The 25,297-nt window shown below is 46.4% G+C and carries 25 protein-coding genes; 17 read left to right on the top strand and 8 right to left on the bottom strand.

Annotated elements, in window-relative coordinates:
* Positions 1–79: 79 nt before the first annotated feature.
* The 5 genes from R5H20_RS21575 to R5H20_RS21555 all read right to left on the bottom strand — a co-directional run bounded on the left by R5H20_RS21575 (position 80) and on the right by R5H20_RS21555 (position 3,316).
* A complete protein-coding gene (locus R5H20_RS21575) occupies positions 80–709 on the bottom strand; it encodes a hypothetical protein (protein WP_006639461.1) in 630 nt (209 codons plus the stop codon).
* Complete coding sequence (locus R5H20_RS21570; protein ID WP_006639460.1) at positions 706–1,470, bottom strand: hypothetical protein; 765 nt, start codon at positions 1,468–1,470, stop codon at positions 706–708. Before R5H20_RS21570 ends, R5H20_RS21575 begins: the two co-directional genes overlap by 4 nt.
* The gene (locus R5H20_RS21565; RefSeq protein WP_006639459.1) at positions 1,467–2,105 is read right to left on the bottom strand and encodes an ABC transporter ATP-binding protein; all 639 of its coding nucleotides are present in this window, start codon (positions 2,103–2,105) and stop codon (positions 1,467–1,469) included. The genes R5H20_RS21570 and R5H20_RS21565 overlap by 4 nt, the downstream gene beginning before the upstream one ends.
* On the bottom strand, positions 2,102–2,878 hold the full coding sequence (locus R5H20_RS21560; protein ID WP_006639458.1) for a hypothetical protein: 777 nt from the start codon (positions 2,876–2,878) through the stop codon (positions 2,102–2,104). The genes R5H20_RS21565 and R5H20_RS21560 overlap by 4 nt, the downstream gene beginning before the upstream one ends.
* Before the next feature lie 66 nt (positions 2,879–2,944).
* Positions 2,945–3,316 (bottom strand): hypothetical protein, encoded by a 372-nt coding sequence (locus R5H20_RS21555; protein ID WP_006639457.1) that lies wholly within the window; start codon positions 3,314–3,316, stop codon positions 2,945–2,947.
* 516 nt (positions 3,317–3,832) lie between these two features.
* Between R5H20_RS21555 and speE the strand changes: the two genes are divergently transcribed.
* The 5 genes from speE (at position 3,833) to R5H20_RS21530 (ending at position 8,428) form a co-directional block, all read left to right on the top strand.
* The gene (gene speE / locus R5H20_RS21550; RefSeq protein WP_006639456.1) at positions 3,833–4,663 is read left to right on the top strand and encodes a spermidine synthase; all 831 of its coding nucleotides are present in this window, start codon (positions 3,833–3,835) and stop codon (positions 4,661–4,663) included.
* A 54-nt stretch (positions 4,664–4,717) separates the two neighbouring features.
* The gene (gene speB, locus R5H20_RS21545; RefSeq protein ID WP_006639455.1) at positions 4,718–5,590 is read left to right on the top strand and encodes an agmatinase; all 873 of its coding nucleotides are present in this window, start codon (positions 4,718–4,720) and stop codon (positions 5,588–5,590) included.
* A 169-nt stretch (positions 5,591–5,759) separates the two neighbouring features.
* Positions 5,760–6,188 (top strand): YwiB family protein, encoded by a 429-nt coding sequence (locus R5H20_RS21540; RefSeq protein WP_006639454.1) that lies wholly within the window; start codon positions 5,760–5,762, stop codon positions 6,186–6,188.
* Positions 6,185–7,855 carry an arginine--tRNA ligase gene (gene argS, locus R5H20_RS21535; RefSeq protein ID WP_006639453.1) on the top strand — a complete coding sequence of 557 codons (1,671 nt, stop codon included), beginning with the start codon at positions 6,185–6,187 and terminating at the stop codon, positions 7,853–7,855. Before R5H20_RS21540 ends, argS begins: the two co-directional genes overlap by 4 nt.
* A 102-nt stretch (positions 7,856–7,957) precedes the next feature.
* Positions 7,958–8,428, top strand: a complete 471-nt coding sequence (locus R5H20_RS21530) for a GNAT family N-acetyltransferase (protein WP_317907701.1) — start codon at positions 7,958–7,960, stop codon at positions 8,426–8,428.
* Positions 8,429–8,462: 34 nt separating this feature from the next.
* Here R5H20_RS21530 and R5H20_RS21525 read toward each other — a convergent pair whose 3' ends face one another.
* Both R5H20_RS21525 and cls read right to left on the bottom strand, forming a co-directional pair.
* Entirely contained in the window at positions 8,463–8,735 is a 273-nt protein-coding gene (locus tag R5H20_RS21525) for a hypothetical protein (protein ID WP_006639451.1), read from the bottom strand.
* An 83-nt stretch (positions 8,736–8,818) separates the two neighbouring features.
* The gene (gene cls, locus R5H20_RS21520) at positions 8,819–10,006 is read right to left on the bottom strand and encodes a cardiolipin synthase (RefSeq protein WP_006639450.1); all 1,188 of its coding nucleotides are present in this window, start codon (positions 10,004–10,006) and stop codon (positions 8,819–8,821) included.
* A 163-nt stretch (positions 10,007–10,169) separates the two neighbouring features.
* Between cls and R5H20_RS21515 the strand changes: the two genes are divergently transcribed.
* From R5H20_RS21515 to R5H20_RS21485, 7 genes are all read left to right on the top strand, one after another.
* On the top strand, positions 10,170–12,284 hold the full coding sequence (locus tag R5H20_RS21515) for a (Fe-S)-binding protein (RefSeq protein WP_006639449.1): 2,115 nt from the start codon (positions 10,170–10,172) through the stop codon (positions 12,282–12,284).
* A gap of 89 nt (positions 12,285–12,373) precedes the next feature.
* Positions 12,374–13,552: an acetyl-CoA C-acetyltransferase gene (locus R5H20_RS21510; protein WP_006639448.1), complete on the top strand. Its 1,179-nt coding sequence runs from the start codon at positions 12,374–12,376 to the stop codon at positions 13,550–13,552.
* 15 nt (positions 13,553–13,567) lie between these two features.
* Positions 13,568–14,425 carry a 3-hydroxybutyryl-CoA dehydrogenase gene (locus tag R5H20_RS21505; RefSeq protein WP_006639447.1) on the top strand — a complete coding sequence of 286 codons (858 nt, stop codon included), beginning with the start codon at positions 13,568–13,570 and terminating at the stop codon, positions 14,423–14,425.
* 15 nt (positions 14,426–14,440) lie between these two features.
* A complete protein-coding gene (locus R5H20_RS21500) occupies positions 14,441–15,571 on the top strand; it encodes an acyl-CoA dehydrogenase family protein (RefSeq protein WP_006639446.1) in 1,131 nt (376 codons plus the stop codon).
* Positions 15,572–15,592: 21 nt separating this feature from the next.
* The gene (locus R5H20_RS21495) at positions 15,593–16,732 is read left to right on the top strand and encodes an acyl-CoA dehydrogenase (protein WP_006639445.1); all 1,140 of its coding nucleotides are present in this window, start codon (positions 15,593–15,595) and stop codon (positions 16,730–16,732) included.
* Positions 16,733–17,065: 333 nt separating this feature from the next.
* The gene (rpoE, locus tag R5H20_RS21490; RefSeq protein WP_006639444.1) at positions 17,066–17,581 is read left to right on the top strand and encodes a DNA-directed RNA polymerase subunit delta; all 516 of its coding nucleotides are present in this window, start codon (positions 17,066–17,068) and stop codon (positions 17,579–17,581) included.
* Positions 17,582–17,841: 260 nt separating this feature from the next.
* Positions 17,842–19,449: a CTP synthase gene (locus R5H20_RS21485; protein WP_006639443.1), complete on the top strand. Its 1,608-nt coding sequence runs from the start codon at positions 17,842–17,844 to the stop codon at positions 19,447–19,449.
* A gap of 160 nt (positions 19,450–19,609) precedes the next feature.
* Here the strand turns inward: R5H20_RS21485 and R5H20_RS21480 are convergent, their stop codons facing one another.
* Positions 19,610–20,140, bottom strand: coding sequence for a DUF2529 domain-containing protein (locus R5H20_RS21480; protein WP_006639442.1), 531 nt, complete (start codon positions 20,138–20,140; stop codon positions 19,610–19,612).
* A gap of 177 nt (positions 20,141–20,317) precedes the next feature.
* On the opposite strand from R5H20_RS21480, the gene R5H20_RS21475 reads away from it, so the two are divergent.
* From R5H20_RS21475 to glpX, 5 genes are all read left to right on the top strand, one after another.
* Positions 20,318–20,692 (top strand): response regulator, encoded by a 375-nt coding sequence (locus tag R5H20_RS21475; RefSeq protein WP_006639441.1) that lies wholly within the window; start codon positions 20,318–20,320, stop codon positions 20,690–20,692.
* A gap of 205 nt (positions 20,693–20,897) precedes the next feature.
* A complete protein-coding gene (locus tag R5H20_RS21470; protein ID WP_006639440.1) occupies positions 20,898–21,755 on the top strand; it encodes a class II fructose-bisphosphate aldolase in 858 nt (285 codons plus the stop codon).
* A 202-nt stretch (positions 21,756–21,957) separates the two neighbouring features.
* Complete coding sequence (fsa, locus tag R5H20_RS21465) at positions 21,958–22,593, top strand: fructose-6-phosphate aldolase (RefSeq protein WP_006639439.1); 636 nt, start codon at positions 21,958–21,960, stop codon at positions 22,591–22,593.
* A 259-nt stretch (positions 22,594–22,852) separates the two neighbouring features.
* Positions 22,853–24,142 (top strand): UDP-N-acetylglucosamine 1-carboxyvinyltransferase, encoded by a 1,290-nt coding sequence (locus tag R5H20_RS21460; RefSeq protein ID WP_006639438.1) that lies wholly within the window; start codon positions 22,853–22,855, stop codon positions 24,140–24,142.
* 67 nt (positions 24,143–24,209) lie between these two features.
* A complete protein-coding gene (gene glpX, locus R5H20_RS21455) occupies positions 24,210–25,175 on the top strand; it encodes a class II fructose-bisphosphatase (RefSeq protein ID WP_006639437.1) in 966 nt (321 codons plus the stop codon).
* Positions 25,176–25,297: the final 122 nt, after the last annotated feature.

The following is a 25,297-nucleotide window of genomic DNA, read 5'->3' as shown; positions in this document are numbered from 1 at the left end:
CATTATGAGAAAAAAGAGGAGGATTTAAACAAAAAGAAAAGAAAAAACGCACGGTGAACATGCGTCTCTTAAAAAATGATCATCCCCAATTTGCCGTCTTCATTTGCATTAAATATAGAAAGGAGGATCCCGTTGTTAAAACAAGTAATAAACAAGTATGGAAAAAAGCTGTTCCTTGCAGCCAAATTTCATAGCCCTGCCCATACATCCACGGAAGGAATGATGAAAGCGGAGCGATGGTTGAGAAAATGAGCAGTACAAGCCATATTCCGTACCGGTTCTCAAGTAAAAGTAGCACAGCTACTAAAAAACTGAGAGCGATCCAAGCATATAGAAAAGAAAAAACGGTCCCTGATGTAAAAGGCCCTCCCCAAGCTGCTGTAAAACAAACAAGCAGCACATAGGCTCCCGTCCGCCGATAAATTGTCATCATTTCCTTGATAATCAAGCGTTTTCGGGATAGGATCCGGCCGGGAAATAACGGATATAATTCACGTGTGTCCGAAACTTTGCTTAACACAAAGAGCGCCCCGAAAAGAGAAAAACCAATCCATAAGATGGAATCGGCTGGGGTGCTGTTTGTGAAAACAACCGCTACATCTAATGGCCCTCCTTCATTGTTCCACACTCTTAAATCGAGCGATTGCTTCACCCACAAAGAAACTGATCCTAGCAATAACCAAATGATGCTGATTCGTTTTCTCATCATCGGTCTGCCCTCGGCATGACAAGGTTTGTCTGAACAATGATTCGATAAAAAACAAACCATAGAAGAAGAACGGCGCATTCATTTGACAGCATGACTATTAGGGGATCAGCTCCATATGCATGAACCGATAATATCATTCCTTCTCCGGGGATTAGGCCTTTGGAAGATATGTTTGCTTTAAAAAGGCCTGTTATTCCAAATGACCATCCTAAAGATAGCATGAATGAGATCAGTACTTTTTTCATTATAAATGCCCCGGTCATTCCTAAAAATACGATAAAGCATAAACACCACCAATCAATAAACCAGCGCGAGACGACAAACCAAAAAGGCGAATCGGTTAATTGGAAAAACGGATGGGAATTTGCGTGTGCGTAGCCGCCGAATTTAAAATAGCCAATAACAATGCTCCAAAATATTAATATGATAACAACATAGGCGGCAATAGATGTTCCAAGCGTAATATAGGCCCAAAAAAGTGTACTGCGTTTAGAAATACGAGCCAATGAGGCCGTTCCAAACGGCGTCCATAACCATTGTGTCGTATCGAAACATAACAATGTAACAGACAGCCCGGCAAAAAAAGCGATCACAAGCAGGGAACCGCTGACTTCCAAGAGCCAGTCGAGCAGCGACGGAACCGCTGAAATTGGAAAATAAACGGGTGGAAAAACAGAGACCGCTGCTCCCGAAAGCAAGAAAATCAGTAAAAGCCTTTTCCAGCGCCCGACTATATGCAGCCTTAAAACGTGTTTCATCATACCGGTTGAACTTCCTTTAAAACGCCTTCTTCAAGCATATACACACGATCACACAAACGCTTAATCTCTTCTTTATTATGTGAAACTAAAGCGATGCCGGCGCCTTGCTGCCGCGCTTCAAAAATCATTTCTTCAAAGCGCTTTTTGCTATCTTCATCAAGAGCGTTTGTAGGCTCATCAAGAAGAAGTAATTTTGGTTTCTCCATAAATACTTGTACAAGGCCTAAGCGTTGATTCATACCAAGTGAATAAGTTTTAACAGCATCTTTTAAATGGGGATCGAGCTTGAATTTTTCCATAGTAGATCGGATTTCCGCTTCCCCGATCTCACCCTTTAATTTAGCGAGCATTTGCAGGTTTTCATATCCGGATAAACGTTCGATAAACCTGGGGGTTTCAATCAATAAACCGATATTGCCGGGAAATTGTCCTTTTTTTATCTTTTTTCCATGAACAATGACATCTCCGCGGTCGGCATACATTAATCCAGCCAGCAGTCTTAGAATAGTCGTTTTGCCTGAACCATTTCCCCCGACAATTCCGACGATTTCATTCTCATTTATTGTTAAATTTATATCTTCTAATACGCGTTTTCCTTTAAATCGTTTTTGCACCCCGTGAAGTTCTGCGATCATCGGACAAGCCCCTTTCTTCTTTTGGATGATAACGTTATAAATAGCAGGAAAGCATAGATTGCTGCAAACCCAAGCCATGTGATGGTGTTGATTTCAAGGGAATGCAATCCGCTTTCCTGTTCATAAATCAGAAGATCGTTAGAATAGGATGGTACCCAAGATTCAGGGATTGCCATTAAGTTCATCAGGATAATCGGTAAAAGGACAATCAAAATAAACGGATAAACAATCGTTTCCCAAATACGTTTTGCAAATTGCAAAATCCATAGGGAACATAAGGCATATCCAATAGCTTGAATCATCTGAAGGCAAATCAGGATTGTAGTAGTCTGGAATTGACCAAAAATGCCGTTTAATCCGGGAGCAATGATCCTTGGATCAGAAGCCCATTGAAAACCGTGGGTAATCCCCAAAAAAAGAAGTGATAGAAAATCACCGAGAAGTATGTATAAACATACACATGCTAATATAAAACATATTTTTTTGGAGATGTATGGTTTATAGCCAATCCGCATGATGCTCCATATCCGCATATCACTCAGCCATTCTCTTGCTGCTATTTCCGAAACAAGCAATACAACTAAAAGCGGGAATACTAATGAAGAAGGATTAATATTGCTGAAATAACCATGGAATACCAAAGCGTTAATACCCGTTCCATTTATTAAACGGTTGAATTCGAACACAGTAATGCTTAAAGGGAATAACAGTATAATTACCAACAACGGCAGTTGCTGCTGTTTAAAAGGCAGAAAGTAGTTTTTTGTTTTCATAATAACCTTCCTTTTTTAAAGTGAAAAAACGCTGCTGGAACAGCGCTTTCTCACCACTTTGTATTTTTAAGGAGCCCATTCAACATGTGCAGTTGTCGTGAAGTAGTTTATCCATGTTGTTTTAAAGGACGCATGCAATTTAGCACCTTTTAATCCAGTATAATGATATTGGGCGTGGGGATGTTTTTCCCCGCCATCCCATGTCCTGTCCGGCCCTACTTGTTTATCGGTAGCATGCACTTCAATCCAAGAGTACACCTTATGACTATTCTTACTAACAAACGTTCCTTGAGTATTAGAAACAGCTTTTCTGCCTACCGTATCCCAATCTCCTGTTCGTGGCAGTGTGACATTTTTCTTATACCAAGTAGCAGCTGATGCGCTGATAGGTGCAATAACCATGACGGCTAAAGCGACTATCATAAAAACTTTTTTCAATATAATCCCTTCCTTTCTTTAAAATACTTTCTCATATTATTCCTTTATAGGTAAAAAGTAAAGTATTTTAAGGAAAAATATCGATAAATTATCTTTTGATGGAATTTTATTGCATGCAACTAATTATCAAATAGCTGCACAGGTCTTAATCCCTTTTTGAAACTAGAAAAATCAGATTTGATTAAAAGTAAGCATAATAAGGATATTTTTTATTCCCAAAGGAAATAAGCTTGATTATTATAAAAGAAAAATTATCCAATGTGAATACTTTAAATTATATTAAGGGAATTTATTCAATTTGAATTTTTCGGAAATTTCTTTATAGAAGCTGTTTTTATTTACTTGAAAATTTCAAACGGTTTTCGCCGTTTCACCTGAAGAGCCGTCTTTACAATTTCCTTTAACTCCTCTATACTTTTTCTTTAGGCAAAAGCCGATCCTGCTTGCAGAATAATCGTCGCCAGAGACGAGAAAAATAGATGGGAATACAGCTCATATTGAAAGGAAGATGAAGCTTTGAGCGGACTTTGGTATACAGAAAAGCAAACGAAGAATTTTGGCATTACAATGAAAATCAACAAGACTTTACATACAGAGCAGACCGAATTCCAAAAGCTTGAAATGGCGGAAACTGAAGAATTCGGAAACATGCTGTTTTTGGACGGCATGGTCATGACATCTGAAAAAGATGAGTTCGTTTATCATGAAATGGTAGCTCATGTTCCGCTGTTTACTCATCCGAACCCGGAGCAGGTGCTTGTCGTCGGCGGCGGCGACGGCGGCGTCATCCGCGAAATTTTGAAGCATCCGAGCGTAAAAAAAGCTACGCTTGTCGATATCGACGGAAAGGTCATCGAATACTCGAAGAAATTTCTTCCGGCAATCGCGGGCAAGCTTGATGATCCGCGCGTCGAAGTGAAAGTCGGCGACGGCTTCATGCACATCGCCGAATCTGAGAACGAGTATGATGTTATTATGGTTGACTCCACAGAGCCTGTAGGTCCGGCCGTCAACCTGTTCACGAAAGGCTTTTACGCTGGAATTTCCAAAGCGCTGAAAGAAGACGGCATCTTTGTCGCCCAAACGGACAACCCTTGGTTTACGCCTGAGCTGATTACAAACGTTCAGCACGATGTGAAGGAGATCTTCCCGATTACAAGGCTGTATTTGGCAAATATCCCGACATATCCAAGCGGTCTGTGGACGTTTACAATCGGATCGAAAACATACGATCCTCTTGAAGTGGAGGAGAGCCGCTTCTTTGACATCGATACGAAATACTATACAAAAGATATTCATAAGGCGGCATTCGTGCTTCCGAAATTCGTCAGCGATTTAATCAAATAAAAAGCCGATGCGCAGGATGAGATTCTGCGCTTTTTTTCAGGAGGTTTATGGAACATGAGATTTGATGAAGCATATTCCGGAAAGGTATTTATCGCAAGCCGCCCGGATTGGGAGGATGCCGAGGCCATTCTGTACGGCATGCCGATGGACTGGACGGTCAGCTACCGTCCCGGCTCCCGTTTCGGTCCGGCGCGAATCCGCGAGGTGTCCATCGGGCTTGAAGAATACAGCCCTTATTTGGACAGGGAGCTTGAGGACGTCCGCTTTTTTGACGCGGGCGACATTCCCCTGCCTTTTGGCAATCCTCAGCGCAGTCTTGATATGATCGAAGAATTTGTCGACAGCATTTTGGAAAAGGGGAAATTTCCGCTCGGGATGGGCGGGGAGCACCTTGTTTCTTGGCCTGTCATTAAAGCGATGTATAAAAAATATCCGGATCTGGCCATCATCCATATGGATGCGCACACAGATCTCCGCGTCGATTACGAAGGGGAGCCGCTCTCGCATTCAACGCCGATCCGCAAAGCGGCGGAATTGATCGGTCCGGAAAATGTCTTTTCATTCGGAATCCGCTCAGGCATGAAAGAAGAGTTTGAATGGGCGAAAGAAAACGGCATGCACATTTCCAAGTTTGAAGTGCTCGAACCGCTCCGGCAAATCCTTCCTAAGCTCGCCCGCCGTCCGGTCTATGTGACGATCGATATCGATGTCCTTGATCCGGCTCATGCGCCTGGAACGGGCACGGTTGACGCCGGAGGCATCACATCGAAAGAACTGCTTGCATCCATCCATGAGATTGCCCGTTCTGATGTGAAAGTCGCCGGGGCGGATCTTGTGGAAGTGGCGCCGGTGTACGACCATTCTGAGCAGACGGCGAATACGGCGAGCAAGCTGATTCGCGAAATGCTGCTCGGCTGGGTAAAATAAGTCAAGCTGTCCATTTTCGGACAGCTTTTTATAATTGACGATTTCTTTAAAAAGTGTTTATATTAAGCGCTGTTCTGTTAAGATGTATATAAGGGGACAGCGGTTGAACTTTTATCCTTGAATGATTATACTAATCAAGTCAAATCCGAATGAAAAAGGATGTGTCGGAATGGATCGGGAGACACCCGTAAAGATTCATGTGAAATCTGTTATCCAGGAAGGATCAGACTTGGAAACGATTGAATTCCGGACAACCGGATTTTATTATATGAAAAAAGATAAAGTATACCTTTCCTATCATGAAGAGCATGAGGCCGGCAAGGTCAAAACCATTGTTAAAGCAAGTGAAAATGAGGTATTGGTCATGCGTTCCGGCGCGATTGAAATGAAGCAGCGTTTTATACGGGGAAGCCGTACGGTCACCCATTATAAAATGCCATTCGGAAGGCTCGAACTGGGGGTTAACACAAAGGATATATCGGTCAATCACCAGCCGTTAAACGGAAATATCAATATTGTCTACGATATGCTTGTAAGCGATGATCAAAAGCACTTACATAAAATGTCGATTTCGTATAGAGGAGGACATGATTTATGAATATAGTCGAACAGATGAAGGATGTGCTGAAGCAGGAAATCAAAGAGGCGGTCATAAAAGCCGGGCTGGCTGAGGCGGCGGATATTCCGGAAGTCGTGTTGGAAGTGCCGAAAGATAAAGCCCACGGCGATTACTCGACAAATATGGCGATGCAGCTGGCAAGAATCGCGAAAAAAGCGCCGCGCAGCATTGCGGAGGACATTGTCGCTTCCTTTGATAAAGGAAAAGCGTCAATTGATAAGCTTGATATTGCGGGGCCGGGATTCATCAACTTTTACATGGATAATCAATATTTAACAAAGCTCATCCCCGCCGTGCTTGAAGCCGGAGAAGCGTACGGCGAAACGAATGTCGGCGCCGGAGAGCGCGTTCAGGTTGAATTTGTGTCGGCAAACCCGACAGGAGACCTTCATCTGGGACATGCCCGCGGCGCCGCAGTCGGTGATTCCCTGTGCAACATACTTGAAAAAGCGGGCTATGATGTAAGCCGCGAATATTATATCAATGATGCCGGCAATCAAATCAACAACCTCGCACTTTCCGTCGAAGTCCGTTATTTTGAGGCGCTCGGCAAGGAAAAGCCGATGCCTGAAGACGGATACCGCGGCGAGGACATTAAAGAAATCGGCCGCAAGCTCGCCGAAGAGTTCGGCGACCGCTTTATTCATGAAGAAGAAAGCGAGCGCCTTGCCTTTTTCCGCGAGTACGGCCTCAAATACGAATTGGGCAAGCTCCGCGAAGATCTCGAGAATTTCCGGGTCCCGTTTGATGTCTGGTATTCCGAGACCTCGCTTTACCAAAACGGAAAAATCGATAAGGCGCTTGAAACGCTTCGTCAAAAAGGGCATATCTATGAAGAGGACGGGGCGACATGGTTCAGATCAACGGCATTTGGCGATGACAAAGACCGCGTGCTGATTAAAAACGACGGTTCCTACACATACCTCCTGCCGGACATCGCCTATCATAAAGACAAGCTTGACCGCGGTTTTCAAAAATTGATCAACGTATGGGGCGCGGATCATCACGGCTATATTCCGCGCATGAAGGCGGCCATTGAAGCGCTCGGCTATGATAAAGAAACGCTTGAGGTCGAGATCATCCAGCTTGTGCACCTTTACAAAAACGGCGAAAAAATGAAGATGAGCAAAAGAACGGGCAAAGCCGTGACGATGCGTGACTTGATCGATGAGGTCGGCCTTGACGCGGTCCGCTATTTCTTTGCGATGCGCAGCGCCGACACACACATGGACTTTGACCTGGACCTTGCCGTTTCTTCATCAAACGAGAATCCGGTATACTACGCGCAATATGCACATGCGAGAATTTGCAGCATGCTGCGTCAAGGAGAAGAAAAAGGGCTTCTGCCAGGAGGGAATCTTGAACTGGAAAAGATATCCTCTGAAAAAGAATATGATGTACTAAAAGTGATCGGCACTTTCCCTGAGGCTGTCGCCGATGCCGCTCAAAAACGGATACCTCACCGCATCACAAATTATATATTTGAACTGGCATCCGTGCTCCACAGCTTTTACAATGCCGAGAAAGTGCTCGATCCGGCAGATGAAGAAAAAAGCCGTGCGCGTTTATCATTGATGAAAGCAACGCAGATCACCCTCAATAACGCGCTTAAACTAATCGGCGTTTCCGCGCCTGAAAAAATGTAAACAAAAAATCCCTTATCTTTGGATAAGGGATTTTTTATGTTTTGCGGCATATGACTTGAAATTTCATGGTATGGTAAAGGGAATCAAGCGAAGGAGGCGGCAATGATGGAGACGGAACACATCGATGTAGGCAACGGGTTTTTTATTTCGACAAATAAAAAGAAACTTAATATTGAACGCATCCACCATTTCTTAAGCGAGCAATCGTATTGGGCAAAAGGGATCAAACAGGAGCTTGTCAACGAAATGATTCGGAATGCGCCGCTTTGTATCGGATTGTATGCAGATGACGGGAAGCAGGCCGGATTCGCCAGGGTGATCACGGACTTTGTCCGCTTCGGCTGGGTGTGCGACGTCTTTATTTTTCCTGAATACCGGGGCCGTTCCCTGGGGAAGAAGCTTGTTGAAGCGATCGTGAGCCACCCGAAGCTCGGCGGCGTATGCCTGATGCTGGCGACTGATGATGCGCACGGTCTTTATGAACAATACGGATTTGAAAGACCTGAGCATCATCAGAAGCTGCTGATGAGAAAATTGAATATGGAAGCGGTCGAGAAAAGCTACGGGCTATAAAAAATCAGAGGAATGGGAAGGGGGCAGCCCTTCCTTACTGAGTCCCTGCCCTGCTATTAGAAATAATTGACCTCGCTTTTTGAACTAAAGTCCCCGCTTCTTTCCCTTCAATCACAATAAGGCATTCTTTTTCCCAATTGGCCATCCTGAACATTTCCAGTTCGATCAAATCTTTAATTTTACACATCGTTTTTTTGGAACATATATAAAGCTGATGTTTGGCTGAACGGCAAAGGCGGTACAGCTCGATCAGGTTTTTCAAGGTCATGGACTGCGCGCGCAGTTTGATAGACTCTGCTGTATTCATAGTACATCCCTCCATATGTAATCAAATATCCACTTTGGTGAATTGTTACCCGCGGTGCTGATATGGTAAACATGACAATGTGATTACAAAAAATAAGCAACCGACCTTGCCAGCCATTCGACAGGCCGCTGTAAAAGCGGGCGCCTTGCATACCGCTCCCTTGTCAGAAGCTCGGAATGTTCGACGCTTTCCTTGACAACATGCAAAAATTGCTTCGTCCATTCTTTATCATGGATGATCACGTTCATTTCATCATTTAAAAACAAGCTTCGATTATCAAAATTCGAAGTCCCGATCATCGCGTGCCGATCATCGACAATCAAGGCTTTGGCGTGGTAAAAACCCCTGTAATACCGATAAATAAAACAGCCTGCTTCCAAAAGGGCATTGAAATACGTAAAGGCCGCTTCTTTGACAAGCGGATGATCAGCTTTCATCGGAATAAGGATCGACACGATCACGCCCCGCTTTCTCGCTGATAACACTGCTTGCTGCAGGGCTTGGCTCGGAATGTAATAAGGTGTGCAAATCATGATTCTTTCTTTTGCCTGGTCAATAAATGAAACGTATTTTTCCTCAAGTGTAAAACCTCTGGTGGCATGCATGGTATGAGTGACAGACCCTTTATGCAAAGGGGGAAATACATCGCTTTTCGGCTTTGCCTCAGGCGCTTCTCTTTTTACATCCGTTAAAAAAACGTGCTGCAAATCAGCGACACCCTCGCCTGTCATCCGCAAATGATAATCCTTCCACGGCCCGAATTCCGCTTTCTTTCCAAGGTATTCCATCGCAATGTTAAAGCCGCCCACATAGCCTATCTTTCCGTCGATCACCGCTGCTTTTCGATGATTCCTGGCGTTCAGCCGATAAAAGAAAAATGGAAATGAGGGACGGTTTGTAAAGTGAACGTGCGCCCCGCTTTCTTCTAAGCTTCGCAAGATGTTTCGCTTCACTTTCATGGCGCCGATCCGGTCGATCAGCAAGTAGACGGATACGCCGGCTTCTGCTTTGTCTTTTAGCACGTTCAGAAATTCAAGGCTGATGTCATCATGCTTAATAATATAAAACATGACATGGACAGATGATGCGGCTTGGCGTATATCGTCCATGATCCGCTCACACAGATCTTCTCCATTATGAATCAGTTCAATGTCGCTTTTTTTCTCGGGAAAAACGGGTTCATAAGCTTTTTTTTGAAAAGCTTTGCGTCCGAAATAAAAATCAAGCACAAGCAGCGTGATAATCAACAGAATGATCATAAGCGGAACCATTGAAGACACTCCCTTTTTGCGTGTACACATTAGTGTCTCCCCAATTGCAAGATTTATGAAAAAGCATTGACTGAACGCTCATTCATTATTTAAGATAAAGATAGACAGACGGGGTATTCATTTAGGGGAGATCAGGTTACGGAAATGAAAGGGGGAGCTGGTGGTGAGTTTTTTGCTGTGGTTGAATTTCATTGCATTTCTTGGTGTAACCGCTTACGCCGTTTATCTGTTCATCTATCTGGTCAGAACGAGAATCAGCTATATCAGGCTCGGGCAAAAAGAAGTGTTTGATAAACGGATTAAAGAACGGCTTCAAAGAATATGGGAGAATGTGTTCGGGCAAAAAAAGCTGCTCAAAGATAAAAAGAGCGGAATCATTCACGTGATCTTTTTTTATGGTTTTATTCTCGTCCAGTTTGGAGCGCTCGATTTTATTATCAAAGGGCTTTTGCCTGGCAGAGGGCTGCCTCTCGGAAAAGGATATCCGGTGTTTACGTTTTTTCAGGAAATCGTGACGCTTTTGATCCTGCTCGCGGTCGGCTGGGCTTTCTACAGGCGGTATATTGAAAAGCTCGTCAGGTTGAAACGCAACTTCAAATCGGGCATCGTCCTGCTTTTGATCGGTGGATTGATGTTCACCGTCCTGCTTGGGAACGGGATGAATATTATCTGGCGCGGGCATTCGCTGTCATGGACTGAACCGACGGCCTCTCTGGCCGCATACGTATTTGGCTTTATGGGTGAAACCGCGGCAGGAGCCGTTTTCTATGCGGCGTGGTGGGCGCACCTTTTGATTTTGCTGACGTTTTTGGTCTATGTTCCCCAGTCCAAGCATGCCCATTTGATCGCCGGACCAGCAAACGTCTTTTTCAGCCGGCTGACAAACCCGGGAAAACTTGAAAAGATCGATTTTGAAGATGAATCAAAAGAGACATTCGGAGTCGGACGCATTGAAGAATTCAGGCAGTCCCAGCTGATCGATCTTTATGCATGTGTGGAATGCGGCCGTTGTACAAATATGTGCCCGGCAACAGGCACTGGAAAAATGCTTTCGCCGATGGACCTGATATTGCGGCTCAGAGACCATTTAACGGAAAAGGGAGCAGCAGTGACTTCAAAAACGCCTTGGGTTCCGGCGCCGCTTTTTCGGCATACAAAGGGAAATCAGCTGGCGCTGGCCGCCGGGGGAGAAGGGTCAAGGGAAGCGGCCGCTTCAGAGATCTACAATCCAAGCTTAATCGGTGACATCATTACCGAAGAAGAAATTTGGGCCTGTACGACCTGCCGGAATTGCGAAGACCAGTGTCCGGTCATGAATGAACATGTCGACAAGATCATTGATCTCCGCCGCTATCTCGTGCTGACGGAAGGAAAAATGGACACCGATGCCCAGCGCGCCATGACGAGCATTGAAAGACAAGGCAACCCTTGGGGATTAAACAGAAAAGAACGTGAAAACTGGCGCGATATAAGAGAGGATGTCGAGGTGCCGACGGTAAAGGAAATGAAGAAAAAAGGCGCATCATTTGAATATTTGTTTTGGGTCGGCTCAATGGGTTCGTATGACAGAAGAAGCCAAAAAATCGCGATGGCTTTTGCCCGCCTTCTCAATCAAGCAGGCGTCACATTTGCGATTTTAGGAAATAAAGAAAAGAATTCAGGCGATACCCCGAGGCGGCTCGGCAATGAATTTTTATTTCAGGAGCTTGCGGCGAAAAACATTGAAGAATTTGAGAAAAACGATGTTCGAAAAATTGTAACGATCGATCCTCATGCATACAATGTGTTTAAAAATGAATATCCTGATTTTGGTCTTGAAGCGGATGTTTATCATCATACAGAAGTTCTGGCAGGTCTTATTAAGGACGGGAGGCTTAAACCGGAGTTTCCGGTTGATGAAACGGTCACTTTCCATGATTCATGCTATTTGGGCCGCTATAACGAAGTGTATGATCCTCCGCGTGAGATCCTCCGTTCAATACCGGGCGTACGCTTAGTCGAAATGGAACGGAGCCGGGAAAACGGGATGTGCTGCGGAGCCGGGGGCGGCCTCATGTGGATGGAGGAGGAGACGGGAACAAGGATCAATGTGGCCAGAACAGAACAGGCGCTGCTTACCGGCCCTTCGGTCATCAGCTCGGGGTGTCCGTACTGCCTTACGATGCTTGGCGACGGAACGAAAGCAAAGGAGCTGGATGATCAAATCGGCACATACGACGTGGCCGAACTGCTTGAACGCGCCGTATTTGGCGCGGAAGAGAAGGAGCATGCTTCATAAGGTATGCTTCAGGTTTAAAAAGAAGGTGTGAGCTGGATCTCCGCCTTCTTTTTCACCATTCAAACGACAGATGCGGGGGAGAGGGAGAAATGGTCAAAACGGTTATCATCGATGGGGCGCGAACGCCTTTCGGAAAACTGGGAGGAGCGCTTCAGGCGAAAACGGCATCAGAACTTGGAGGCATTGCCCTAAAAGAGGCGTTGAAACGGTCGGGAGTCAGTCCTGAGGATATTGATGAAGTCATCATGGGGAGCGTTCTGCAAGGAGGCCAGGGACAGCTGCCGTCAAGGCAGGCGGCACGGCATGCGGGGCTGCCGTGGGATGTCAAAACGGAAACGATCAATAAAGTATGTGCATCCGGGTTAAGAAGCGTAACGATCGCGGATCAAATCATCCGCGCCGGCGACGCAGACGTCATTGCCGCGGGCGGGATGGAATCGATGTCCAATGCCCCTTATATCCTCAAAAAAGCGAGATGGGGCTTGCGAATGGGGGATGGATCGGTTAAGGACCTGATGATCATGGACGGATTGACCTGCTCATTTACAGGTGCGCATATGGGATCATATGGAAATGCTGCGGCAAAAGAATTGCAGATTACGAGGGAAGAGCAAGACCGCTGGGCGCTCAGAAGCCATATGCGGGCGGTCAGGGCCGCTGCCTCAGGGGCGCTTGGGGAAGAGATTGTTCCTGTGAAGATTCCGCAACAAAGGGGCGGAGAGCTGACAGTGGACCAGGATGAAGCCCCGCGAAGGGATACATCGTTTGAACGCCTGTCCATGCTGGCGCCCGTCTTTGATCATGATGGTACGATTACGGCGGGCAACGCCCCTGGTGTGAATGACGGCGCATGTGCCTTCGTCATCATGAGCGATCAAAAGGCCAAAGCGATGAATTTGAAGCCCGCCGCCGTGATGAAGGCCCATGCCTCTATCGCTGTTGAAGCAAAAGACTTTCCAAAAACGCCCGGACTTGTCATCAATGAACTGCTGAAAAAAACAGGAGCAGAGCTTTCCGATATCAGCCTGTTTGAAATTAATGAAGCCTTTGCGGCCGTCGCTTTGGCAAGCGGGCAAATCGCGGGGCTTGATATGGATAAGGTCAATGTCAACGGCGGCGCGATCGCGCTCGGCCATCCGATCGGCGCCAGCGGTGCAAGAATCATATTGACGCTCATGTATGAATTAAGGCGGCGCGGAGGCGGCACAGGCATTGCGGCGATTTGCAGCGGGGGCGGCCAGGGAGATGCCGTCATGATTCAAGTATAAAAGGGGGAGTATCATATGAGGGAAGACACGATTATGGTCATCGGCGCAGGCCAAATGGGATCGGGGATCGCACAGGTCTGCGCGCAGTCCGGCTACAATGTATACATGTATGATGTATCAGATGATCAAATTCAAAAAGGGATGAAACGGATTTCCGGCCAGCTTGTCAAACAGGCGGAAAAAGGAAGGATGCCTCATCAAGACGTAAAGCGAATTTATCAGCGTCTGTCTCCGTCGGCATCGCTTGAAGACGCAGGAGGGGCATTCCTGATCATTGAAGCCGCTATCGAAAATATGGACGTCAAAAAAGACATCTTCAAGCGTTTGGATGAACAGACTGAAGAAGGAGCCATATTGGCATCCAATACATCCTCCTTGTCGATTACAGAGCTTGCTTCCGTTACAAAAAAACCGCAAAACGTCATCGGCATGCATTTTATGAACCCGGTGCCCGTCATGCAGCTTGTCGAGGTTATCAGGGGGCTTGAGACGAGCGATCAAACCTATGACGCCGTCGTTACCGTGGCTGAAAGGCTCGACAAAGTTCCGATTGAAGTCCACGATTTCCCCGGATTTATCTCAAACCGTATTTTGATGCCGATGATCAATGAAGCCGTTTTTGCCTTATATGAAGGGGTTGCGGAAAAGGAAAGCATTGATGGAATCATGAAGCTCGGAATGAACCATCCGATGGGGCCGCTCGCTTTGGCAGACCTGATCGGCCTTGATACGTGCCTGTATATTATGGAAACGCTGCACAGAGGCTTCGGCGATGACAAATACAGACCGTGTCCGCTTCTGAGGCAATATGTCAGCGCGGGCAGACTCGGGAAGAAAACGGGCAAAGGGTTTTATACGTACGGTGGCAATTGAACAGGAGGGACGATATTGAACCTTCATTTTACAGCCGAACAAAGGCGCATGCAGAAGCAGGTCAGACAGTTTGCCGAACAGGAGGCAGCGCCCTTAGTGCCGGAAATGGAAAAAGGGAATTTTCCAACCGCCATTATAAAGAAAATGGCGGAACGCGGCTGGATGGGACTGCCGATTCCTGCCGGATACGGCGGGGCTGAAAAGGATTTTATTTCTTATATTATAACGATTCATGAGCTGTCTAAGACAAGTGCGGTGTTGGGTGCGATTTTATCTGTTCACACGTCAATTGTCACGATTCCGATTCTATTATACGGAAATGATCAACAAAAAGAGCGCTACGTTAAAAAGCTTGCGGCAGGACAATGCCTGGGGGCCTTTTGTTTAACAGAGCCAAGCTCGGGCTCTGATGCGGGAAGCCTCAAAACGAAAGCGGAAAAACGCGGGGATGTGTACGTTTTAAACGGCACAAAGGTCTTTATCACAAACGGAGGAGAAGCGGATGTCTATCTCGTATTTGCTTCAACAAATCCTGAAGCGGGAACGAGGGGCATATCGGCTTTTATCGTGGAAAAAGGCACACCGGGCTTCCACATCGGAAAAAATGAGGAAAAGATGGGGCTGCACGGTTCACAAACGGTCACCTTGAATTTTGACAACGCCGTCATTCCATCAGGACAGCTGCTCGGAGAAGAGGGCAAAGGGTTCAAGATGGCATTGTCAAACCTTGATACCGGCAGAATCGGAATTGCCGCGCAGGCTCTCGGGATTGCCGAAGGCGCATTTTCTGAGGCTTCCGCTTTTTTGAAAAAACGCTATCCGAACGGAGAGCTGAATAACAGCCGGCAGGGGCTTGCCTTCAAACTGGCCGATATGGCGACAAGGGTCGAGGCGGCAAAGCTTCTCGTCTATAAAGCGGCATCATTGAAGGAGCAGGGCATGAAGACCGGAAAAGCGGCATCGATGGCCAAGCTGTTTGCTTCAGAAACGGCGATGTTCGTGGCGGCTGAGGCAGTTCAGCTGCTTGGAGACTTCGGCTACACAAAAGATTTTAATGCTGAACGGTATTTCAGGGACGCAAAAGTATGCGAAATCTATGAAGGTACAAGCGAAATCCAGCGAATTGTCATCAGCAAGCATGTATAAGGCGCCAGGAGGGAGCAAGATATGAATTTTAATCTGTCTGAGGAACATCAAATGATTCAGAAAATGGTCCGCGATTTTGCGAAGCATGAGGTTGAGCCGACAGCGAGGGAGCGGGATGAAGAAGAACGTTTTGATAAAGAACTGTTTGCGAAAATGGCCGATTTGGGATTGACGGGGATTCCATGGCCTGAAACGTACGGCGGAATCGGCAGCGATTATTTGGCATATGTGATTGCGGTCGAAGAGCTCTCAAAGGTCTGCGCGTCAACCGGCGTCACGCTGTCCGCCCATACATCGCTGGCATGCTGGCCCATTTATGCCTTCGGAATTGAAGAGCAAAAGCAAAAATATTTAAAACCGATGGCCCTTGGGAAAAAGCTCGGAGCCTACGGATTAACCGAACCGGGCTCAGGCTCTGATGCGGGCGGAATGAAAACGACCGCTGTAAAAGATGGGGATGAATACATTTTAAATGGAACGAAAGTCTTTATTACAAACGGCGGAATCGCCGATTTTTATATCGTGTTCGCTGCTCTTGATCCTGAAAAAAAGCATAGTGGGGCAACGGCTTTTATTATCGAAAAGGAATTCCCTGGATTTACCGTCGGGAAGAAAGAAAAAAAGCTCGGCATCCGTTCGTCTCCAACGACGGAGATTATATTCGAAAACTGCCGCGTACCCTTGAAAAACAGGCTCGGTGAAGAGGGAGAGGGCTTTAAAATCGCGATGATGACGCTTGATGGCGGCAGAAACGGGATAGCTGCCCAAGCTGTCGGCATTGCGCAGGGCGCGTTTGAGGCTGCAACGGCATACGCAAAGGAAAGAAAGCAATTCGGCAAGCCGATCGTCGAACAGCAGGGCATCAGCTTTAAGCTGGCGGATATGGCGACGGAAATCGAAGCTGCCAGGCTCTTAACCTATCAGGCGGCCTGGCTGGAATCAGAAGGCCTGCCTTATGGAAAAGCATCGGCCATGTCAAAGCTTTATGCAGGAGATACGGCCATGAGGGTGACGACAGAGGCTGTTCAGATTTTTGGCGGATACGGCTATACAAAGGAATACCCTGTCGAGCGCTATATGCGCGATGCGAAGATTACCCAGATTTATGAAGGAACACAGGAAATCCAGCGAATCGTCATCTCCAGAATGCTGTTGAAATGATTCAATGGAAAACAAAGCATGCCGCTTGAGAGAACGCCTGGCGGCAGGAAAAGCCGGCGGACAGGTCCACCAAACCGCCGGCTTCTTTTGCATGCGGATCTCCTTTCAAACAGCCTGCTTCTTAAGTCTTTTTTAGCCTCCAGCCTTATACCTGCACCACTTCCTTTATTGCGTGGTAAAAATTATTGAATTAACGGCAATAAAGGTAGCATAAACTGTTTTCTTTTGTTTATAATGAGAGGTATGGTTTGTCGTAAAGACAGGAAACACATGCTTATTTTCTATACAAAGATAGTAGATACATACATGAAGATAGAAAGGGAGTGTCTGGCGATGAGTTTGAAACAATACTCAGAGGAGCAGCTAAAGGAAATGGCTTTAGTTGAAATCGCATACGAAATTTTCTCAGACCAAAAAAAATCGATTACATTCCAGGAGCTTACAGATAAAATTTCTTCTTTACTTGGAGTAAGGAAAGAAGAGATGGAAGACCGCATTGTCCAGTTCTACACCGATTTAAATATCGACGGCCGCTTTTTGGCGCTGTCTGATCAAACATGGGGGCTCCGCAGCTGGTACCCGTATGATCAGCTTGATGAAGAAACACAGCCGACCGTAAAGGCCAAAAAGAAAAAAGCGAAAAAAGCCGTTGAAGACGATCTTGATCTCGATGAATTTGAAGAGGTTGATGAAGACGATATTCTTCTTGATGACGTAGAAGAGGATCTCGATCTTGACGATGAATACGAGGATCTCGACGAAGCGGACGATGAGGAGCTGGACGATCTTGAAGACGAAATCCTTGACGATGATGACGAGGATTTTGAAGATGAGGAAGACGAAGATTAATATTTGTCCGGGCGGAGATTCATTTTTAAATCCATCTTGACTTTCACAGACGAACTATGTAGTATGTATTTTGGGCTCTTCAAAAAGAAGAGATTCAAGTGATACGGACTATCAGCTCCCTTTCAAGAAATTGAAAGGGAGCTTTCTTGTTTTTCCGCCTCCTACTATATTTGAATCATTTAGAGCTTTTCTAAATGATTTTTCATAAACAGAGCATTTTAAGGAATAAGCGTTAGATTGAAGAGAGGGGTAAAGAAGCTATGACAAAATACATTTTTGTAACTGGAGGAGTCGTGTCCTCGCTTGGAAAAGGAATTACGGCATCTTCATTGGGCCGTCTGCTGAAAAACAGAGGTCTGAATGTAACGATTCAAAAGTTTGATCCATATATCAACGTAGATCCGGGTACGATGAGTCCTTATCAGCATGGTGAAGTATTCGTGACTGACGACGGTGCGGAAACCGATCTGGATTTGGGCCATTATGAACGCTTTATCGACATTAATTTGAATAAATACAGCAACGTCACAACCGGAAAAATTTATTCTACAGTGCTGAAAAAAGAACGCAGAGGCGATTACCTGGGAGGCACCGTCCAGGTGATTCCGCACATCACGAATGAAATTAAAGACCGCGTGTTCCGTGCCGGAAAAGAGTCAAACGCCGATGTTGTCATCACGGAAATCGGCGGAACCGTCGGCGATATCGAGTCATTGCCGTTCCTTGAAGCGATCAGACAAATCAAGAGCGACATCGGGCGCGACAACGTGATGTACATCCATTGTACACTTGTTCCGTATCTGAAAGCGGCCGGTGAAATGAAAACAAAGCCGACGCAGCACAGTGTAAAAGAACTGCGCAGCCTTGGCATTCAGCCAAACGTGATCGTCGTCAGAACGGAAATGCCGATTTCCCAAGATATGAAGGACAAAATTGCGCTGTTCTGCGATATCGATCCTAAAGCCGTCATTGAAGCCGGAGATGCAGAAACGCTATACTCCATTCCTTTAGACCTTCAAAAACAAGGACTTGATGATCTGGTCTGCAGCCATTTGAAGCTCGAATGCAAGGATGCCGACATGGAAGAGTGGAAAGTGCTCGTCAATAAGGTGAAAAATCTTTCCAAAACAGCAACCATTGCTTTGGTCGGTAAATACGTCGAACTTCCCGATGCTTACATTTCAGTGGTCGAATCCCTTCGCCATGCGGGATACGCGTTTGATTCCGACATTCAGATCAAATGGATCAACGCTGAAGAAGTAACTGACGAAAACATCGCCGAATTGGTGCGGGATGTAGACGGCATTCTCGTTCCGGGCGGATTCGGGGACCGCGGAGTTGAGGGGAAAATTGCAGCCGTCAAATATGCGCGCGAACAAAAAATTCCGTTCTTCGGCATCTGCCTTGGCATGCAAGTGGCATCCATCGAGTATGCGAGAAACGTTCTCGGGCTTGAAGGCGCGCATTCGGCTGAAATTGATCCTTCAACGCCATATCCGATCATTGACCTTCTTCCTGAACAAAAGGATATTGAAGATCTCGGGGGCACGCTTCGCCTCGGATTATATCCATGCAAGCTTCAAGAAGGATCAAAAGCTTATGAGGCTTACCAGAATGAAGTGGTCTACGAACGCCACCGCCACCGCTACGAATTCAACAATGAATTCAGACAGCAGATGGAAGAAGCCGGTTTTGTCTTCTCAGGGACAAGCCCTGACGGCCGCCTCGTAGAAATTATCGAGCTTAAAGACCATCCGTGGTTTGTCGCGTCTCAGTTCCACCCTGAGTTTACTTCAAGACCGACAAGGCCGCAGGCGCTGTTCAGAGACTTTGTGCACGCTTCATTAAAAGCTTCCGAGAAGCTGTAAAACAGTAAAAAAGCCTGTCAGCAACGAGCTGACAGGCTTTTTCAACTTATTTAAAATCCCCGGTTCTTTCTGCTGATAAGGACAGGCTGAACTGATACTATATTCATAAGGCCGGCCTTACCCTTGGGCAAAAAAACTTATTTCCACGGAACGGCCTGTTTTATTGGTATTCCTGAAGAATTTCCTTTAATGTAAAGGAAAGGGCATGATAAATATAAAGGCCGACCATCAGGGACGGAAACCCGAATCTTGTTCCGTCTTCATCCGGAAGAAGCGGCATTTTCAGCTTTGAATCAATATGAACGTCCGCAAATGATGCGATTGGCGCGCCTTCTTTGCCTGAAGGGGATGCGACAACCAGTCCGATGCCTTTTTCATTCAGCTTTTCCGCCATTTTCAGCTCTTTTTCATCTGCGGAATCAGCGCAGAACATGAGCACTTTGTCAGCCGCTTGAAAAGCCGGCCAGCTTTCTTCGTCTTGAGGCAGCGGTTTGACAGAAGGAAACGGCTCAGAACTGTAAAGCGCTTCTTTTAAAATGCCCTCCAATTCATTTTTTCCATATACATAAACCGAATGGTCACTGATGACCGCCTGTGCCAATAACCGGGCGCCGTCTTCGATCGATGAGGCTTCCCCTTCCTGAATCCGGTTGAAGATTCCCGACAATTGAGTGGTGAAAATTTTAAGCAAGCTGACTCCTCCTTTTTTACTGTCTGTTCATTATATAACAAAAGAGAATAATGGGAAAAATCCTCTAAATATGTCGCAAACTTAAATATTTTAATTAAAGGAAAAGGGAAAATCAAAACAGAATAGATAAACTACTGCTTAATTTTGGCGAAAATTATAATTATAGAGGTGTAAAAAATGAATGAGAAAATTTTAATTGTAGATGACCAGTACGGGATTCGGGTTTTGCTGAACGAAGTTTTCAATAAAGAGGGGTATCAAACGTTCCAGGCGGCAAACGGAATTCAGGCGCTCGACATTGTCAAAAAAGAACGGCCCGACCTTGTTTTGCTTGACATGAAAATACCTGGTATGGATGGAATTGAAATTTTAAAAAGAATGAAAGTCATAGATGCGGACATCCGCGTCATTATCATGACGGCTTACGGAGAGCTCGACATGATACAGGAATCAAAGGAGCTGGGCGCCCTGACCCACTTTGCCAAGCCGTTTGACATCGATGAAATTCGCGAAGCGGTCAAAACATACCTCCCCATTAAATCAAACGGCTGACGGAACAAAAAGTTTTTGATGTTGTCACAAGCGATGATGTTGCCGATTTGTCGATTAATTGTTATTCTATATAAGTAGAGAAAAGCTATCTAACGTTTAATGAACAAAACATTTTACATATGGCAGGTTTTTCTGGTCATGCTAGGTAGGTGTGGAGGCTTTTTTCGCAAAAAGCAAATCAGGCTACATAAGGAGGACTTTCGACATGCCTTTAGTATCAATGACGGAAATGTTGAATAAAGCAAAAGAAAACGGATATGCTGTCGGACAATTTAACTTAAATAACCTTGAGTTCACTCAGGCGATTTTACAAGCTGCTGAAGAAGAAAAATCTCCTGTCATCCTTGGTGTATCAGAAGGTGCGGGACGCTACATGGGCGGTTTCAAAACCGTCGTTGCAATGGTTAAAGCGCTGATGGAGGAATATAAGATCACTGTTCCTGTTGCGATCCATTTAGACCACGGTTCAAGCTTCGAGTCTTGCGCCAAAGCGATCCATGCGGGATTCACTTCAGTTATGATCGATGCTTCCCACCATCCTTTCGAAGAGAACGTTGCGACAACTTCAAAAGTGGTTGAGCTTGCTCATTTCCACGGCGTTTCAGTTGAAGCTGAGCTCGGAACTGTCGGCGGACAGGAAGACGATGTTGTAGCAGACGGCGTCATCTATGCAGATCCAAAAGAATGTAAAGAGCTTGTGGAGCGCACAGGCATCGACTGCCTTGCACCTGCATTGGGTTCTGTTCACGGCCCTTACAAAGGCGAGCCAAACCTTGGATTCAAAGAAATGGAAGAAATCGGAAATACAACTGGTCTTCCGCTCGTACTTCACGGCGGAACAGGAATTCCGACTGCCGACATTAAGAAAGCTATTTCTTTAGGTACGGCAAAAATCAACGTAAACACAGAAAACCAAATCGCTTCTGCGAAAGCTGTTCGCGAAACGCTTGCTGCAAAACCGGAAGAATACGATCCGCGTAAATATCTCGGACCAGCACGTGAAGCTATTAAAGAAACGGTTATTGGCAAAATGCGTGAATTTGGTTCTTCAAACAAAGCATAATGACATCTTAAAAAACGCCTGTTTCCCTGCAATTTCCGCGGGGAGCGGGATGTTTTTGGGGGAGCGCTGTTTCACATGAGGCCGTTCTTTCCCATTCAGTCAAAAGCCGCCTGATAGCGACAGGCGGTTTTATCCTTATCATCCGGAAAGCGCAAACATGTTCCACAGTTCAGACATTTTCATGACAGGAGGTTTTATCAATATGCTGTTTTTTATTGATACTGCAAATTTAGACGAAATTAAAGAGGCTCATTCTCTCGGCGTGCTTGCGGGAGTTACGACAAATCCCAGCCTGGTAGCAAAAGAAAACATTTCGTTCCATGACCGTCTGCGTGAAATTACCGAAGTGGTATCAGGGTCTGTCAGCGCCGAGGTTATTTCCCTGAAGGCGGAAGAGATGATTGAAGAAGGAAAAGAGCTTGCGAAAATAGCACCGAACATCACGGTCAAAATTCCGATGACACCGGATGGCCTAAAAGCTGTTAAAGCGCTGACCGATCTGGGCATCAAAACAAACGTAACGCTGATTTTCAGCGCAAACCAGGCGCTTTTGGCGGCCAGGGCGGGCGCTACTTATGTCTCTCCATTCTTGGGACGGCTGGATGACATCGGGCATAACGGCCTCGATCTGATCAGCGAAGTCAAACAAATCTTTGATGTGCACGGTTTGGATACGCAGATTATTGCCGCATCGATCCGTCATCCGCAGCACGTGACTGAAGCTGCACTACGAGGCGCACATATCGGCACAATGCCGCTGAAAGTCATTTACCAGCTGACAAAACACCCGCTGACTGATAAAGGAATCGAACAGTTTTTAGCTGACTGGAATAAATAAAGCCTGAGGCTTCAGAGTGAGTGGCAAGTGGAGGAATCCCTCCGTTTGTCACCATTTTGTCTTGCAAAGAGAAAATCACGTTTTGCAGAAGACAACCTTGCCGCATCCAGCCTCGCTATTTCTTCCTAATAAATTTTTAAATGTGTTGTATTCTTTCTCTTTTAATTGGATAGATTTTGAAAAGAACCATTTATTTTGGGTCTGGATAAAATCTCACTACATGCTCCATTAGCTATCTTCTTTAAGGAAGGAGACGATCATGGAAAAGTTAAATATAGCCGGCGGCGATCCTCTGAATGGAACAGTACATATAAGCGGAGCCAAAAACAGTGCTGTCGCCCTCATACCTGCGACGATTTTGGCTGATTCGACGGTTACCCTTGAAGGCCTTCCTGATATATCAGATATCCTGACGCTTCGCGATCTGCTGAGGGAAATCGGCGGGCATGTTCATTTTGAAAAGGGGGAAATGGTCGTTGATCCTGCGCCGATGATCAGCATGCCTTTGCCGAATGGAAAAGTGAAACAGCTTCGGGCTTCTTATTATTTAATGGGAGCGATGCTCGGCCGTTTTAAAAAAGCGGTCATTGGGCTGCCGGGCGGCTGCCACCTCGGTCCAAGGCCGATTGACCAGCATATCAAAGGTTTTGAGGCGCTGGGAGCCGAAGTGACGAATGAACAAGGTGCGATTTATTTGCGTGCGGAAGAATTAAAGGGCGCAAGAATTTATCTTGATGTCGTCAGTGTTGGAGCAACGATCAACATCATGCTGGCCGCTGTGCTCGCCAAAGGCAGAACCGTGATTGAAAATGCTGCGAAAGAACCGGAAATTATCGATGTCGCCACCCTTTTAACGAGCATGGGGGCAAAAATCAAAGGAGCCGGAACAGATGTGATCCGCATCGAAGGGGTTGAATCCCTTCACGGCTGCAGACACTCGATTATCCCGGACCGGATTGAAGCCGGAACATTTATGATTGCGGCTGCTTCCATGGGGAAAGAAGTGCTGATCGATAACGTGATACCGCCACATTTGGAATCATTAATAGCCAAGCTGCGCGAGATGGGGGTTCACATCGAAGAAAGCAGCGAACAAATTTTAATGATCGGCGGACAGAAGGAGCTGAAACCGGTCGACCTTAAAACGCTTGTATATCCGGGGTTTCCGACCGATCTGCAGCAGCCGATGACATCGCTGCTGACAAAGGCGAACGGGACGAGCGTCGTGACTGACACCATTTACTCCGCGCGCTTTAAACATATTGACGAGCTCAGGCGGATGGGTGCGTCAATGAAGGTTGAAGGAAGGTCGGCGATCATTACCGGCCCAGTTTCCCTTCAAGGCGCAAAGGTGAAAGCGAGCGATCTTAGAGCCGGAGCCTGTCTCGTCGTCGCCGGTCTGATGGCGGACGGAATCACCGAGATTACCGGTCTTGAACACCTTGACAGGGGATACAGCAAGCTTGAGGAAAAGCTGACAAACCTTGGAGCGACTGTCTGGCGCGAAAAATTGACGGATCAAGAAATCGAGCAGCTCCAGAATTCCTGACGGATGGAAGGCAGTTACATGACATACAAAAACCGATTCTAGATTGGTGAGAGGAGATCAGATAGGAATGGAAAGAAGCTTATCAATGGAACTTGTACGTGTAACAGAAGCGGCTGCGCTTAAGTCGGCGCGCTGGATGGGAAGGGGAAAAAAAGACGAAGCCGATGACGCGGCGACAAGTGCCATGAGGGATGTGTTTGACACCATTCCGATGAAGGGGACAGTCGTTATCGGTGAAGGCGAAATGGATGAGGCCCCTATGCTTTATATTGGAGAAAAGCTTGGGAACGGCTACGGTCCCCGTGTAGACGTGGCGGTCGATCCGCTTGAAGGAACGAACATCGTAGCGAGCGGCGGCTGGAATGCCCTAGCCGTTATCGCAGTTGCGGATCACGGAAACCTTTTGAACGCGCCCGACATGTACATGGATAAAATCGCTGTTGGCCCTGAAGCAGTCGGCTGCATCGATATTGAGGCGCCGGTTATTGATAACTTGAAGGCCGTGGCAAAAGCCAAAAATAAAGATGTTGAAGATGTCGTGGCAACCATTTTGAACCGTCCGCGCCACGAAAAGATCATTCACGAACTCCGGGAAGCCGGCGCGAGAATTAAGCTGATCAACGACGGTGATGTAGCCGGCGCGATCAACACCGCTTTTGATCATACGGGTGTTGACATTTTATTCGGTTCGGGAGGAGCCCCGGAAGGCGTTTTATCTGCAGTGGCCCTGAAAGCCCTTGGAGGAGAAATCCACGGCAAGCTGCTTCCGCAAAATGAAGAAGAGCTGAAACGATGTGAAAAAATGGGCCTTGATACGTCTAAAGTGCTGCGCATGGAGGATCTCGTCAAAGGCGACGACGCGATTTTTGCTGCGACAGGCGTGACAGACGGAGAGCTGCTGAAAGGCGTCCAATTTAAAGGATCTGTTGGAACAACGCACAGCGTCGTCATGAGAGCCAAATCCGGAACTGTCCGGTTTGTCGACGGCAGACACAGCCTCAAGAAAAAGCCTAACCTGGTCATTCGGCCTTAAAGGAAAGAAAAAGCGGGGAATCATTGACGACCCGCTTTTCCCCTGTATTCGCCGTATGAATTGAACGGATGAAAGCATTCTGGTACAATTGCAGGCGGCTTGATGCTTCTTACCGTGCCTCA

The organism is Bacillus sp. KICET-3, assembly GCF_033261025.1.
GTDB lineage: Bacteria > Bacillota > Bacilli > Bacillales > Bacillaceae > Bacillus > Bacillus sonorensis.
This window is presented reverse-complemented; position numbering and strand designations above follow the sequence as displayed.